Genomic DNA, 14670 nt, shown 5'->3' with positions numbered 1-14670 from the left:
ACACTTAGAGGGGAGTCATCCACGAAGTTGTAGAAAAAGCAACGAAGTAATTTTCGGTGCTTTGTAAGCGTCAAATCCAGCACACCTACGAATCAGAAATGTCCCGTGAGATAATCTTCCTCAGAACGATACGAGGAGGTTTTTTTATGACGCAAGCGGAGCTTCGAGAGGTATGGAGCACCCGAATCAATGACTACCGGGCTAGTGGAGAGCGCGTCGCGACCTGGTGCGAACGTCATCAGGTTACGCCGCGCCAGCTTTGGTATTGGATGCGGAAATTGAAAGGGGAAGATGAGCCAAAACAAGCAACCAACAAACCGCAGTGGGTTCCCCTTCAAGTGAAAGAATCGACATCCGACACAGCATCGCCCTTGCTTGTGAAAGTTGGTTCGGCAAGCATTGAGATCAGATCCGGCTTTGATCCATCCCTGCTTGCGGATGTGGTCAAGGTGTTGAAAACCTTATGGTAAGCGAGATTCAGGCAGATCGGGTGTACCTCGCTTGCGGCAGCACGGATATGCGCAAGTCCATTGACGGACTCGCTGTCCTGGTCAAGGAGGGATTTCATCTCGATCCGTTTTCATCTGCGCTGTTTGTCTTTTGCAACAGACAGCGAGACAAACTGAAAATCCTTTATTGGAGCATAACGGATTCTGGCTCTACTACCGTCGGTTGGAGCGTGGCAAGTTCCGCTGGCCGACAGATGCGAGCGCTGCGCCGATGAAAATGACCCGACGTGAGCTGCGCTGGCTGCTCGATGGGTTGTCACTTGAACAACACCAAGCACATCCGGAGGTGACGGCCCGCACAGTCATTTGAGCCTATTTTCCAAACAAGGGCACAGGATATTCCTGCTCAGTTGTCGAATCAAACAAGTATGAAAAAAACAAGTGAAACGCCCCACATTACAATGGAACATCTGCAGGACCGTTGCCTCGAACTGGAGCAGCAAAACGCCGAGCTCATGGCCAAACTCAAATGGTACGAGGAGCAGTTCCGACTGGCCCAGCAAAAACGTTTCGGTGCCTCCAGCGAGAAGACGCATCCGGATCAACTGGAGCTGAACCTGTTCAACGAAGCCGAGGTGCTGGCGACTCCTGCCGCTCAGGAACCGGATGTAGAAACGGTTACGTACAGCCGTAAAAAGTCTGCTGGCCGCAAATCCAAGCTGGACCAGTTCCCCGTGGAAACGGTCCTCTATGAACTGCCGGAAACGGAGCAAGTTTGCGCATGCTGCGGAGGTCCTCTCCACGAGATGAGTACCGAGACCCGTAACGAAATCACGGTCATCCCGGCAGAAGTGAAAGTCGTGCGTCATGTTCGCCAGGTGTATGCTTGCCGCCGCTGTGAACGAGAGGAAATTCGCACACCCATCGTCACGGCTCCGATGCCAGAGCCTGTCTACCCCGGAAGCCTCGCTTCTCCTTCGAGTATGGCGTATGTCATGACGCAGAAGTACGTGGACAGCCAACCGTTGTACAGACAGGAGCAACAGTTTGCCCGCATGGGTCTGACGATCTCGCGGCAGACGCTGGCGAATTGGATGATCTACGGGGCAGAGCAGTGGCTCTCCCTGCTGACAGACCGCATGCGGGAGCATCTGCTGAACCAGGATATTCTGCACGCCGACGAAACGACGCTGCAGGTATTGCGCGAGCCTGGCCGATCCGCAGAGACGCAGTCCTATTTGTGGTTGTACCGGACAGGCCGCATGGGTCCGCCCATCGTGCTCTACGATTACCGGACAACGCGCGGCGGTGAGCATCCCCGGAACTTTCTGACGGGGTTTGGCGGCTATCTTCACGTGGACGGCTATGCCGGTTACCACAAGGTGAAGGATGTCACCCTCGTTGGATGTTGGGCACATGCGCGTCGCAAGTTTGACGAGGCGTTGAAGGCGCTGCCCGCCTCCCAAGACAAAAACGAAACAGCAGCTCAGCAAGGGCTTCAGTTCTGCAACCAGCTCTTTGCCATTGAACGGGAACTGAAGGACGTGACACCAGAGGAACGCTATACCGTCCGAATGGAGCGAAGCAAGCCCATTTTGGACGCTTATTTGGCATGGTTGCGTCAGCAACGCCCCCGAACGCTTCCCAAAAGTCTGCTGGGGCAGGCGATTGCCTACAGCCTGAATCAGTGGGACAAGCTGACGGCGTTTTTGCAGGATGGGCGGCTCGAGATTGACAACAACCGCAGCGAGCGGTCGATGAAGCCGTTTGTGATCGGACGAAAGAATTGGCTGTTCGCCAATACGCCTCGCGGTGCAAAGGCGAGCGCAATCATCTACAGTGTCATCGAAACAGCAAAGGAGAATGGACTGAACCCGTTCAAGTACTTGACGTACCTATTCGAACAACTCCCACAGCTTCCCGATCTGAAAAATCCAGAAACCCTGGATAGTTTGCTGCCTTGGTCGCCGTCGTTACCGCTAACTTGCAACGTGTTCAACTCTTGACCCCAGCATAGACCAGCCCTCATCTTGGCAACAAGGTGGGGGCTATTTGACGCTTACCATTCTACTGCAAGGCAAAGATTGGTATGTTATCAGCCAAGTCAAGACCAAACGTTACGAATCGTACAAAGCCATAATAAGGTGTGCAGAGCATTACATTAGATTTAATTTGTCTGTTAAGGATGCTCCAAACTCAACATACTTATCATATGACGTTAAGGAAATCCCTTGTATTGTCCAGACTACAAGTGATTTTGGTTTGGATGGTGGCAGACAAGTGATTCTTGGAGAGGGAGAACTGGCTGTCTTTGCCCAAGATAATGCAACCACCAGAGCAATATTCGATTCGTTCACAGACAATACTAGGAAGCATGATATTGTCATTGACAATCGTCAGTATGCGTATGAGGGATTTGAATTCATCTCAAAAGGTCTGGTTCGTATCAATGTCAAAGTGACTTCTTCATCACAACAGACTGACAAGGTTAACAGTATTCATTGGCTGTATGACCATGCGAATTGGGATGGTGTCATCGACCGCTCATTTTATAAATGAATCCTCATATATAATGAAGGGAAAAGCAAATTACGACCACTATCCAAGAATTTATTAGCGACCACTTTACAAGTCCACTCGACCACTTTATAATGAACTACAGCGATATGATTTAGGTAGTGGTCAGCAAGCCACTGAATCATGAGCAAAGTGTTGTTACATAAGGTTTTTACAGTCGGGATGTGGCGCAGCCCGGTAGCGCGCACCCTTGGGGTGGGTGAGGTCCAGGGTTCGAATCCCTGCATTCCGACCATCTGAATAAAAAGCGAGGAAGCCTCTGAACAGGCTTCTTTTTTTGTTCTTGACAGTTGCCATTTTTGCTATTGGCTTCCTGATCTTTCTTTTTTATAATAGAGGGGAGACAAGCAAGGGAAGGGTTGTTCCATGCCATGAAGGTGCCTGTATCGCTTCAGCCGTATTTACAATCAATGCCGCAATCTTATTTGACCGATCAAGCAGCTTCTTCCCCCTACGGAGAGCAGGATCTCTTTTCTGATATCTTGCAGACGCAGTTGGCGTCAGGCCAGCGCGTCATTTCCTCGCAAGAGATTTTGGCCAAGCTCGACGGCAGCAAGGAGTGGAAGCTGGCCGCAGACTACGAGGCAGAGTTGAATACGACGGCGGCAAAAGGAGCAACGGTTGCTCCCGGAGCTATTTTGGAGAAAATCGAACGGACCGCCAAAGCGCTCGGCGTCGACCCTGACCTCGTCAGGGAAGTCGTGAGGGCAGAGTCCAACTTCAACCCGAACGTCGTTTCCAAAGCGGGGGCAAAAGGCTTGATGCAGCTTATGGACAAGACTGCACAGGCGATGCGCGTCCGCAATGCATACGACCCGGACGAAAACTTGGCGGGTGGAACCAAATACTTGAAATCGCTTCTCGACCGCTATAATGGAAACGTCAAAGTGGCGCTGGCAGCGTACAATGCAGGCCCGGGTCGCGTAGGCCGACTGGGCATCGACAGCGATGAGGAGCTGGAGGCGAAGTACAATCAGTTGCCTCAGGAAACACAGCGTTATGTAGCAAAAATCATGAGCCGTTTGCAGCCCGACGGGACATCATACTAGACAAGGCGCATCACGCACTGGTCAGGAGGAAACAACTTGTCACAGCCATTTAACCAGGACTATTTTGTAGTCAAAGCAAAAGAAAACGGCGTGCATGTCATCGGCCTTACACGCGGCTCCGACACCCGTTTTCATCATACGGAAAAGCTCGACAAGGGCGAAGTGATGATCTTCCAATTCACAGAGCATACTTCTGCCATCAAGGTTCGAGGAAAAGCAGTGATTTACTCGCAGCACGGTGTCATCGATACGACGGAATAACGAGTTCCATTTTGCGAAAGCAGGCATAGCCTGCTTTTTTTATTTGTACAATGGTGGAGAGGAGGGATGTCTATGCCGCGCCAACTGCTCGTGGCAATTGTCGTTTCCACTTTTTTGGCCTTGATGCTGTCGCTTGTTCCGAGCGCCGGGTGGCAGCGGACGGATGTTCCAACCTTCCAGCCGTCACACCCGATTCAACTGAGCGAGCGAAATGTCCTCGATTTGTTTACATTGATGACGCCACACTATAAAATGAAGCGTATAAAATGGGAAAACCCGTCAGTTTATGTCGATTTCGTGATCAAACCGGGGGAAAAGGTGAATGTCAGTCATGTGTATCACGATTTTTACCAGTTGACATACGAGCTGTTGACGCTCACGGATAATGTCGGGCAGGTCTATTTCCGCTTGCTGGAGGAAAGCGACCAGCCGAAAGAGTCGAAACTACTGATTGCCATTCAAACGACGGGAGCCAGTTCGCTGGCGCATCCCAAACCGATCGCGGAGCTGGAAGACGTCGATTCCTTTGTCAAAAACACATTTCCCGTGCGAATCGAGCCGTATTTTTACGAGAGAATTAGTCCCTGATGGAAGAAGTATGGTATGATAGTAAGGACGGCCTTTTGACCGGATGGTAAAGGTAGACGGAAGTGTACGGAACAGGCAGACATCTTTAGGTTGCGCAGCTTGTGGAGGAGGACGCATGAGCAAAGAACATACCCCATATGTAGAAGAGGTTCGGTCGATCATCGAGCAGATCTACAAGCGAACCACCCATTCCTATGTAGAGTATTACGTGGACGTTCCTTCCATGGCGGAAAATCGCCTGGAACTCTTGTATCTGTTTTTGCGGGAACAAGGCATGACGAAGGAACGGGCATCCATTTTCTGCACGGCGACGGGACTTGTTCAGTTGGGACTGGACATGCACGAACATGTCAAAAATCAGTACGAAGATTCATTGAGCGCAGAACGAAATCGGCAGTTGACGGTGCTCGCCGGCGATTATTACAGCAGCCGCTACTACCACCTGCTGTCTGAAACAGGCGAGATCGAAGCGATCCAGGTGTTGTCCGGAGCCGTTCAGCGCGTGAATGAAGCGAAAATGAAGCTGTACGTGGCAGGTCGCGATTCCAGAAGCTTGTCAGACGAAGAGTACTGGGAGCTGCGCAATGCGATTGATACAGGCTTGTATGTAGCGATTGTCGAGAAGTATGCCGATTCGGACGATCGCCGCCGTTTCTGGGTGAACCTGATGAAAGAAACGGCCAAGGTAGAGAGTGTCATTGGAGAATGGGAGCAAATCAAGTGGCAAGAACAAGTTCCTTTTGGTTTTGCTCGTTTTTTGCTGCAAAAACCAGGCGCTACGCTTGCCCAGGTGTTGTCAGGCGTCGAGATGAAAGCCATGGAAATGCTCAGCTTGTGCGAGCAAATGGTGCGCACGCTGCACCCTGCCGAAACGCGCAACGTGCTCGCTTCCATAACGGCTCGCTACTCCCATCGAGTGAATCGCCTGAAACGAGTTATTGAGGAGATGTAGCCTAGTGGACCAGACACAAATGAAAGAGAAGGCAAAGTACGTTCACTCCGTATTTGAGAGCATTGCAAGCGACTACGACAAAATGAACAACGTCATCAGCTTTGGCAGCCATCTGGCCTGGCGCAATTACACCATGAAGCAGATGAACATCAAGCCAGGGGACAGCGCGCTTGATGTCGCCTGCGGAACGGCGGACTGGACGATTGCGCTGGCAAAGGCCGTGGGCAAAGACGGGCGGGTTGTCGGACTGGACTTCAGCCAAAACATGCTGGATGTCGGAGCGTACAAGGTAGCGAACGCCGGGGTCGGCAATACCGTCAAGCTGGTGAATGCCGACGCGATGAATCTGCCTTACGAGGATAATACATTTGATTTTGCCACCATCGGCTTCGCCTTGCGCAACGTACCGGATGTGCAGCAGGTGCTAAATGAGATGGCCCGCGTCGTGAAGCCGGGAGGAAAAGTCGTTTCCCTGGAAGTGTCCAAGCCTCCATTCATTCCGTATCGCAAGCTATTTTACTTATACTTCTATAAAATTTTGCCGTTGATTGCGAAAATGACCGTGAACAAGTATGAGGAATACGCTTGGCTCCCGCACTCCCTGACGAATTTCCCGGACAGCCGCGAGCTGGCGGGGATGTTTCAGCAGGCTGGTCTGGCCCCGGTCCAGGTCAAGCTGTTTATGGGTGGGGTATCCGCTCTGCATATCGGCACAAAGCCGTAGCCTCAGCATCTGGCCCCGGCGTGAGCGGGCATGGGCGGTATTTTTTCAGTAGATAGGAAGTGTCATAGATGGGTCTACGTAAATTGAAAATCATCTTGGAAATGATAAAATTCGAGCATTCCCTGTTTGCTCTGCCCTTTGCTTTTATGGGCGCAGTTTTGGGAAGTATTGTAATTGAGAAGGCATGGCCGACCTGGCTGGAAATTTTTTGGGTGACCGTTGCGATGGTAGGGGCGCGCAGCGCAGCCATGTCGCTGAATCGACTCATCGACCGCGTCATTGACGCCAAAAACCCGCGAACGGCAACACGCGCGATTCCGGCAGGGCTGATCTCCGTTTTGGAAGTCATCCTGTTTATCGTCGTTTCGTTCATTGTGTTGTTCATCGCTGCTTTCCAGTTGAACGATCTGGCCGTCAAGCTGCTGCCTCTTGCTGTTTTCGTACTGGTGCTGTATTCCTACACCAAACGCTTTACATGGCTCTGCCATTTTGTATTGGGAGTAGCAATCGGGTTCGGACCGCTGGGAGGCTGGGTAGCCACGACAGGCCAGGTAGACGCGATCGGCTTACTCCTGTTTGCGTCCGTGCTGTTCTGGACGGCGGGCTTCGATATTATTTACGCGTGCCAGGATGCCGATTTTGACCGCAAAGAAGGGCTGTTCTCGATGCCGAGCCGCTTTGGCATTGCGAATGCGCTGCTCGTGGCGAGACTGTGCCACATCCTTACCTTTGTCGGCTTGATGTCGCTGTACGTCGTAGCGGACTTGTCGATCTGGTTCCTGCTCGGCGTGCTCATCTCCGGGGCGATCCTGATTTACGAGCATACGCTGGTGAAGCCGACCGACCTGTCCAAAGTCGACGTGGCGTTTTTCAACATGAACGGAATTTTGAGCGTCGTCATGTTCGTGTTTACTATGATTGATCTGGTGATTGCATGAACAGGCAAAAGTGGGTAGTGGGGATTACAGGAGCAAGCGGCGCGATTTACGGCGTCCGCGTCGTCACCGAGCTTTTGCGCGCCGGGCATATCGTCCATCTGATGATTACCGAGGCAGGCTGGCAAGTTTTTCACGATGAGCTGGACTGGCAGGCAGACGACCGGGAAGGGCTATTGCGGGAGAAGCTGCAGCACGATTTCCCCGGAGAGCTGCATTATTGGGGCCTGCGCGACTTCAATTGCCCTGCTGCGAGCGGTTCGTATCGCTGCGACGGCATGATCGTCGTTCCGTGCTCGATGGGCACCGTATCCGGCATCGCCCATGGCGCCTCCGGCAATTTGCTGGAGCGCGTCGCCGATGTGATGATTAAGGAAGGCAGGCGGCTGGTCATCGTCCCCCGGGAGACGCCGCTCAATGCGATCCACCTGGAAAACATGCTCACGCTGAGCAGGCTGGGCGTGCGGATTTTGCCGGCGATGCCCGGCTATTACCAAAAGCCGCAAACGATGGATGACCTGATTAACTTTGTCGTTGGGAAAGCTTTGGATGCACTGGATGTACCACACTCGCTGTTTCGGCGTTGGGGGGAGTAGACGCATGCAAAAGTCTTTGCGGATCGGACAAATCTTGTACACCAACGTACTGCCTGTTTACTACTACTTTGAACAAGCAAAATTCGAGGACCGGATCGAGTTCATCCGCCAGGTGCCAGCCCAGTTGAATCTGGCGATGGCAAAAGGCGAGATTGACATGGGGCCGATCTCCTCGTTTAGCTATGCTGAGCATGCCTCCCAGTACGTGGCATTGGCAGACCTGTCTGTCAGTGCCAAAGGGAGAGTAGGCTCCCTTTTCTTATTCAGCAAAAAGCCGATCGAGCAGTTGAACGGGGCGAAAATCGCCCTGACCAACACGTCAGCGACGACGGTGAACCTGTTGAAAATCGTGTTCCACAAGTTTTACGAATACGAGATCGCTTACGTTACACAAGAGCCGAACCTGGCGCAGATGCTGCAAGGCGCAGATGCTGCCCTGCTCATCGGCGACGACGCGATTGCCGCAGAGCGGACGGCCAAAGACTTGCACGTGTACGATCTCGGGGAGCTGTGGCACCGATTTACGGGCTATTCCATGACGTTTGCCATCTGGGCGCTCAGGCGCGCTGTCATAGCCGAGCATTACGATTTGATCGCAGAAGTCCACGCTTCGTTTTTGGCGAGCAAAAAGAAGACGAAAGCCGATCCCGGTCCGTTAGTGGACTATGTATGCGCGCACTTCGGCGGAACAAAAGAGGAATGGATTCGTTACTTCGCGGGACTGCAGCACGATTTCGGCGAAGGGCAGCGGGTAGGACTGGAGTATTATTACCGATGCGCGGCGGAGCTGGGGTTACTAGCGGCGCCCGCGACCGTCGAGTTGTGGCAGGCGGATGGCCACAAGACCAATATTACGCTTGCGAGATAGGTGGAACGGATAACGGATGAACCTAGTCGATATTTACTTCAAGATGAAAAAGGACGTCCAGTACATTGAGGATGAACTGGAAAAATCGATCGATACAGACGTTCGCGAGCTGTATCAATCCTCGACGCATTTGCTCAAAGCAGGAGGAAAGCGCATCCGTCCGGTCTTTGTGCTGCTCGGAGGCAAGTGGGGCCATTACGATGTAAAAGTTTTGAAGCACGTCGCCGTCCCGCTTGAGCTGATTCATATGGCTTCGCTCGTGCACGACGACGTGATTGACGATGCGGACAAGCGGCGGGGCAAAGACACGGTGCGCATGAAATGGGACAACAAAATAGCGATGTACGCGGGCGATTACATTTTCGCGCGCGCGCTGGCGATCGCTTCCCAGCTTCCGAATCCGAAGCTGCACCAGATTCTCTCCAACGCCATTGTCGAGGTGTGCAAGGGCGAGATCGAGCAAGTAAAAGATTTGAACAACTGGGATCAAAACTTCCGCACGTACTTGCGCAGAATCAAGCGGAAAACGGCGCTTTTGATCGCGATTAGCTGTCAGTTGGGTGCCGTGGCGAGCGGCGCCACCGAAGAGTTGGTGCGAAAAATGTACTGGTACGGCTACAACGTCGGAATGGCTTTTCAAATTACCGACGACATTCTCGACTTTACCGGAACGGAAAAGCAGTTGGGGAAACCGGCGGGCAGCGACCTTCTCCATGGCAACATCACGCTGCCGGCGCTCTACACCGCTTACCACGGCAAGGCGAGCGGACAGTTCCAGGAATGGATCAGGCAAAATACGTTTTGGGAGCATACGGACGAAGCGATTCGCCTGGTGCGCCAGGACGAAGGCATTGCCTTTTCCCAGCGGCTGGCCGAGCGCTATATCGCCCGCGCGCATGCGGTTCTCAGCGACTTGCCCAATACGCAGGCGAAAACATCGCTGACAGGAATTGCCAACTTTATCATCGATCGCAAATTTTAATGAGAATTTGACTGTCTGCCTGTTGCTTGGCCACCCCAGTTTTGATAAAATTTTCGTTGGTGTTGTAAACACCAATACATAGCTTTGATGGAGGCATACTTACAATGGAAAAAACGTTCCTTATGGTAAAACCTGACGGCGTACAACGTAACCTGATCGGAGAAATCGTATCCCGTTTCGAGAAAAAAGGCTACCAACTCGTTGGTGCTAAACTGATGGTAGTAAGCCGCGAACTGGCTGAACAACACTACGCCGAGCACAAAGAGCGCCCGTTCTTCGGCGAACTGGTTGACTTCATCACTTCCGGTCCTGTATTCGCAATGGTATGGCAAGGAAACAACGTCATCTCCACTGCTCGTGCGATGATGGGCAAAACAAACCCGGTTGATGCGGCTGCTGGTACAATCCGCGGCGATTTCGCGACTTCCGTTGGCATGAACATCATCCACGGTTCCGATTCCCCAGAAAGCGCTGAGCGTGAAATCGGCCTCTGGTTCTCCGCTGATGAAGTTCTCTCCTTCGAGAAAACAATCCAACGCTGGATCTAATTTGCCGATCCAACGACGAAAAAACCCCATGCGTGGGGTTTTTTCTTTTTTTCGTCAAAATCTCCCCGAGAAGTGATAGGATTTTGGCGAATATTAGCGAAATCAAAGAGTTAAGAGTTTTCAAGGGGGTACAATTCTGTATGGAAGATAAGGACTTTCTCCAATTTATCGCTAGTGTGAAAAAAATGACCGGAATTGATCTTGCCCTCTACAAGGAAGCACAGATGAAGCGGCGCCTGACTTCGTTGCGGCAAAAGCGGGGCTATGGCACGTTTGTCCAATATTTCGATGCGATTGCAAAGGACAAGGAACTGTTTTACGAATTTCTCGATCGGATGACGATCAACGTCTCGGAGTTTTTCCGCAACCCTGGGCGCTGGGAAGTTCTTGAGAACAAGATCTTGCCGCGGCTCGCCAAGCAATCGTCGCGCATCAAATGCTGGAGTGCCGCTTGTTCCACTGGCGAGGAGCCGTACACGCTCTCGCTGATCTTGCTGCGCAAGCGTCTGGACGCGACTGTGCTGGCATCCGATATTGATGAGGGCGCGCTGGCCAAGGCCAAGCAAGGCGTCTATACGGACCGTTCGTTGCAGGATTGTCCGAAGGAGCTGGTGGACAAGTACTTCGTCAAGGACGCGCTCAGCTACCGGATTTCCGACGAGGTGAAGAGACGTGTCACGTTCAAGAAGCACAACTTGCTAGCTGATGCGTTTGACACGCAGTTCGATCTCATCATCTGCCGCAACGTGATGATCTATTTCACGGAAGAGGCGAAGCACGAGCTGTACCACAAGTTCAGCCGGGCGCTCAAACCGGGCGGCGTGCTGTTTGTCGGCAGCACGGAGCAAATTTTCCAGCCCCAGCAATACCAGTTGGAGACGGAAGATACGTTCTTTTATCGAAAAATGGGATAAATCCCCACGGCCCTTTGTATAACGCTGCTCTTTTTTCCCAAGACTAGGAATACTTACTTTGTCAAGGGAGGCAGCAGATGGATAAGCACAAGGTCATCGAAGCATACCGTCGGGGTTTGATTACGTTGCAAGAATGCGGACAAATACTTGGGGCTGAAAAAACTCAACTGGATGATTTGATACGTGTGGATCATTCCAGAAGGCCGCTTAGCCCCAATCCTTTTTTGATGGTCGATCCTTTTTAATCAGCGCCATCTGCAAACGAAGCGCTTCTCCCGTCGGAGGGGCGTTTTTTCTGCAAACGAAAGGTTTTCGCGCAGGTTTCTACTTTTGTGTTTCCACAGCGAGACAGGTATGATATTATAGCGCTTAAAAGTGATAAAGGACAGCGACCCGAACCGGAAGGAATGGGGATACAAGCTGCCTGGAGGATGGAGGAAGGAAGAGATGCGTTACTTGACAGCAGGGGAATCTCACGGCCCGCAGCTTACGGCGATCATCGAGGGAGTTCCGAGCAACTTGCCGATTTCGGTTGAGGCAATCAATGAACAGTTGGCACGTCGTCAAAAAGGGCATGGACGTGGCCGCAGAATGCAGATTGAAAAAGACCAGGTGAAAATTTTGTCCGGCGTGCGCCACGGTTATACGACAGGGGCACCAATCACGCTGGTCGTTGAAAATAAGGATTGGACTCACTGGCAAACGATCATGAGTGCCGAGCCGGTAGAAGAGGGCGCAGAGGAAAAGCGCCGCGTCTCTCGCCCGCGTCCAGGCCACGCTGACCTGAATGGTGCGATTAAATACCATCAGCGCGATATGCGAAATATTCTGGAACGTTCCAGCGCCCGCGAAACGACAATCCGCGTGGCCGTAGGGGCTGTCGCTCGCCAATTGCTGGCGGCTTTCGGCATCCGGATCGGCGGACAAGTTTTGCAGATCAATGATGTGGTGGCGAAGCGTCAGGAGGTCAGCCTGGAAGAGCTGATTGCCCGGACGGAAGAATCGCCGGTTCGTTGCCTGGATAAAGAAGCGGAGCCGCTCATGATGGCGGCGATCGACAAGGCAAAAGAAGACGGCGATTCCCTCGGCGGCGTGGTCGAAGTAATCGTGGAAGGCGTGCCGATCGGCCTTGGCAGCCACGTGCAATGGGATCGCAAGCTTGACGGACGACTGGCGCAGGCGATCATGAGCATTCAGGCGTTCAAAGGCGTGGAAATCGGCATCGGGTTTGAGGCGGCAGGCTTGAAAGGCTCGCAAGTCCACGACGAAATCATCTGGAACGAAGAGACCGGCTACAGCCGCAAAACGAATCGCGCAGGCGGTTTGGAGGGCGGCATGACGACGGGGATGCCTGTGGTCGTGCGCGGCGTGATGAAGCCGATCCCGACGCTGTACAAGCCGCTCATGAGCGTGGATATCGACTCCCGCGAGCCGTTTTCCGCGAGCATCGAGCGCTCCGACAGTTGCGCGGTTCCGGCTGCGAGCGTCGTAGCGGAAGCGGTAGTCGCGTGGGAGATCGCGCAGGCGATGTGCGAGAAGTTCCCGAGCGATTCGATGGACGACATGATCGAAAACGTGCGTGAATACCGCGCGTACACGGAGAAATTCTAATGAAGACCAACAGACTGACAGTAGAGCTGGGAGAGCGTTCTTACGAGATTGTGATCGGCGATTCTCTATTGCAGCAGGTTCCTGATTTGCTTGTGGAGGCAGGAGTTGTCTCCACAAGCAAACTGATGATTATTACAGATGAGCATGTGGCGGTTCGTTACTTAGAGCCGCTGCGCGATGCTCTGCGCGCTGCCGGATACAATGCGATAGCGAGCGTCGTGGAAGCGGGCGAGCAATCGAAAAGTCTCGCTGTCTACGAACGGTTGATGACCGAAGCGATTCAGGGCGGACTGGACCGCAAATCCGCAATTCTCGCGCTGGGCGGCGGCGTCGTGGGGGATTTGGCTGGCTTTGTGGCGGCTACGTTCATGCGCGGCATTGACTTTGTCCAGTTGCCGACGACGTTGCTCGCTCACGACAGCTCAGTCGGAGGAAAAGTGGCGATCAATCACCCGTTGGGGAAAAACTTGATCGGTGCTTTTCATCAGCCTCGCGTCGTGATCTACGACACAAAGGTGCTGCACACCTTGCCCAAGCGCGAAGTGGCCGCAGGCTTTGCCGAAGTCATCAAGCACGCTCTTATTTCGGACGCCTCCTTTGTGGATTGGCTGGAGGAGAACGCCGCCCGCCTGTGGGAGCTTGATTCAGAATTGTTAGGGAAAGCGATCGAAAGAGGCTGCGCCGTCAAGGCTGCGGTTGTCTCTGCCGACGAAACCGAGCAGGGCCAGCGTGCGCTTTTGAATTTGGGGCACACATTCGGCCATGCGTTTGAGGCGCTGTCGGCGTACGCGACGTTGAATCACGGCGAAGCCATTTCCATCGGGATGTGCATCGCCGCCAAAGTAGCGGAGCGAATCGGCTTGGCGCAAAGAGGCGTGTACGATCGCACGAAGCATTTGCTCAGCCTGTACCATTTGCCAACGGCTTGGCCAAAAGGACTTGAGCCGCAAGACGTCCTCGAGGCGATGAAGCGGGATAAAAAGACAGTCGGCGGCCAGCTTGCCCTCGTATTGCCTAGCGCAATCGGGCAGGCGGAGATTGGGAAACACGTAGACGAACAGCTCATCCTGACAGTAATGAGTGAAGAAGCGGAGGCTTTGTAATGGGAATGCGAGGAATCAGAGGCGCGGTTACGGTAGAAGCCGATACGCGGGAAGAGATTGTCTCTTCCACCAAGTGGCTGCTGGAAGAAATGGTCACGCGCAATGAAGTAAATCCGGAAGAGATCGGCAGTATCATCATCACGACGACAGAGGATTTGTGTGCGACGTTTCCCGCCCAGGCGGCGCGTCTGTTGGAAGGGGAGGCCTGGCAGTATGTCCCGCTGATGTGCGCGCGGGAAATTCCTGTGCCGGGCAGCTTGCCCCTCTGTATTCGCGTCATGATGCACGTCAACACAGAGAAGTCGGCAAAAGAGATTCAGCACGTCTTTTTGCGGGATGCAGTCAAGCTTCGCCCGGATTTGACAAATCGCAGTTGACAATCAGGGCGCTCTCTTTTACCATAAATGAAACGAGAGCGCCTCGTTTTTGCAGAAGAAGAGCCAATACCGGCTGAGTTGAGAATGAGTAGAGCAGAGTTGAGATGAGTTAGGTTGAGGAGAGAAGAGCAGGCTG

The 14670-nt window shown here is 53.0% G+C and carries 18 protein-coding genes, 1 tRNA gene and 1 pseudogene; all 20 read left to right on the top strand.

Translation table 11 applies throughout. From position 1 onward, the window contains the following. Nucleotides 1–146: 146 nt before the first annotated feature. The 20 genes and pseudogenes from tnpA to aroH all read left to right on the top strand — a co-directional run bounded on the left by tnpA (nt 147) and on the right by aroH (nt 14534). The gene (gene tnpA, locus M655_RS15575; protein WP_026557094.1) at nt 147–470 is read left to right on the top strand and encodes an IS66 family insertion sequence element accessory protein TnpA; all 324 of its coding nucleotides are present in this window, start codon (nt 147–149) and stop codon (nt 468–470) included. Next, nucleotides 464–819, top strand: a pseudogene (gene tnpB / locus M655_RS15570) (IS66 family insertion sequence element accessory protein TnpB). The gene tnpA and the pseudogene tnpB overlap by 7 nt, the downstream one beginning before the upstream one ends. Before the next feature lie 58 nt (nt 820–877). Continuing rightward, on the top strand, nt 878–2455 hold the full coding sequence (gene tnpC, locus M655_RS15565; RefSeq protein ID WP_035422683.1) for an IS66 family transposase: 1578 nt from the start codon (nt 878–880) through the stop codon (nt 2453–2455). Between the two features lie 46 nt (nt 2456–2501). Next, entirely contained in the window at nt 2502–3008 is a 507-nt protein-coding gene (locus tag M655_RS15560) for a hypothetical protein (protein ID WP_026557096.1), read from the top strand. Between the two features lie 176 nt (nt 3009–3184). Further along, nucleotides 3185–3261, top strand: a tRNA-Pro gene (locus M655_RS15555). A gap of 136 nt (nt 3262–3397) precedes the next feature. Beyond that, on the top strand, nt 3398–4075 hold the full coding sequence (locus M655_RS15550; RefSeq protein ID WP_005831311.1) for a lytic transglycosylase domain-containing protein: 678 nt from the start codon (nt 3398–3400) through the stop codon (nt 4073–4075). Between the two features lie 36 nt (nt 4076–4111). Next, a complete protein-coding gene (gene mtrB / locus M655_RS15545) occupies nt 4112–4336 on the top strand; it encodes a trp RNA-binding attenuation protein MtrB (protein WP_005831309.1) in 225 nt (74 codons plus the stop codon). 72 nt (nt 4337–4408) lie between these two features. Next, entirely contained in the window at nt 4409–4924 is a 516-nt protein-coding gene (locus tag M655_RS15540) for a hypothetical protein (protein ID WP_005831307.1), read from the top strand. Nucleotides 4925–5039: 115 nt separating this feature from the next. Beyond that, nucleotides 5040–5876 carry a heptaprenyl diphosphate synthase component 1 gene (locus M655_RS15535; protein WP_005831305.1) on the top strand — a complete coding sequence of 279 codons (837 nt, stop codon included), beginning with the start codon at nt 5040–5042 and terminating at the stop codon, nt 5874–5876. Between the two features lie 4 nt (nt 5877–5880). After that, the gene (locus tag M655_RS15530; protein ID WP_005831303.1) at nt 5881–6600 is read left to right on the top strand and encodes a demethylmenaquinone methyltransferase; all 720 of its coding nucleotides are present in this window, start codon (nt 5881–5883) and stop codon (nt 6598–6600) included. Between the two features lie 68 nt (nt 6601–6668). After that, on the top strand, nt 6669–7538 hold the full coding sequence (locus M655_RS15525; RefSeq protein WP_005831302.1) for a UbiA-like polyprenyltransferase: 870 nt from the start codon (nt 6669–6671) through the stop codon (nt 7536–7538). Next, nucleotides 7535–8131: a UbiX family flavin prenyltransferase gene (locus M655_RS15520; protein ID WP_007785441.1), complete on the top strand. Its 597-nt coding sequence runs from the start codon at nt 7535–7537 to the stop codon at nt 8129–8131. The genes M655_RS15525 and M655_RS15520 overlap by 4 nt, the downstream gene beginning before the upstream one ends. Nucleotides 8132–8135: 4 nt before the next feature. After that, nucleotides 8136–8999, top strand: coding sequence for a menaquinone biosynthesis protein (locus M655_RS15515; RefSeq protein ID WP_007785439.1), 864 nt, complete (start codon nt 8136–8138; stop codon nt 8997–8999). Between the two features lie 16 nt (nt 9000–9015). Then, nucleotides 9016–9981 (top strand): polyprenyl synthetase family protein, encoded by a 966-nt coding sequence (locus M655_RS15510; RefSeq protein WP_007785438.1) that lies wholly within the window; start codon nt 9016–9018, stop codon nt 9979–9981. A 104-nt stretch (nt 9982–10085) separates the two neighbouring features. Continuing rightward, nucleotides 10086–10529 (top strand): nucleoside-diphosphate kinase, encoded by a 444-nt coding sequence (gene ndk, locus M655_RS15505; RefSeq protein WP_005831294.1) that lies wholly within the window; start codon nt 10086–10088, stop codon nt 10527–10529. Nucleotides 10530–10669: 140 nt separating this feature from the next. Beyond that, on the top strand, nt 10670–11443 hold the full coding sequence (locus M655_RS15500; protein WP_007785436.1) for a CheR family methyltransferase: 774 nt from the start codon (nt 10670–10672) through the stop codon (nt 11441–11443). A gap of 77 nt (nt 11444–11520) precedes the next feature. Then, nucleotides 11521–11688 carry a hypothetical protein gene (locus tag M655_RS15495; RefSeq protein WP_007785434.1) on the top strand — a complete coding sequence of 56 codons (168 nt, stop codon included), beginning with the start codon at nt 11521–11523 and terminating at the stop codon, nt 11686–11688. Nucleotides 11689–11890: 202 nt separating this feature from the next. Continuing rightward, complete coding sequence (gene aroC, locus M655_RS15490; protein ID WP_005831290.1) at nt 11891–13054, top strand: chorismate synthase; 1164 nt, start codon at nt 11891–11893, stop codon at nt 13052–13054. Beyond that, nucleotides 13054–14157, top strand: a complete 1104-nt coding sequence (gene aroB, locus M655_RS15485) for a 3-dehydroquinate synthase (protein WP_026557097.1) — start codon at nt 13054–13056, stop codon at nt 14155–14157. The genes aroC and aroB overlap by 1 nt, the downstream gene beginning before the upstream one ends. Continuing rightward, entirely contained in the window at nt 14157–14534 is a 378-nt protein-coding gene (gene aroH / locus M655_RS15480; RefSeq protein WP_005831286.1) for a chorismate mutase, read from the top strand. Before aroB ends, aroH begins: the two co-directional genes overlap by 1 nt. The last annotated feature ends 136 nt before the right edge of the window (nt 14535–14670 follow it).

Origin of the sequence: Brevibacillus sp. NSP2.1, assembly GCF_000470975.2 — a bacterium.
GTDB lineage: Bacteria > Bacillota > Bacilli > Brevibacillales > Brevibacillaceae > Brevibacillus > Brevibacillus agri.
Note: the sequence above shows the minus strand (reverse complement) of the source record. Positions and strands in the feature narration are given on the sequence as shown.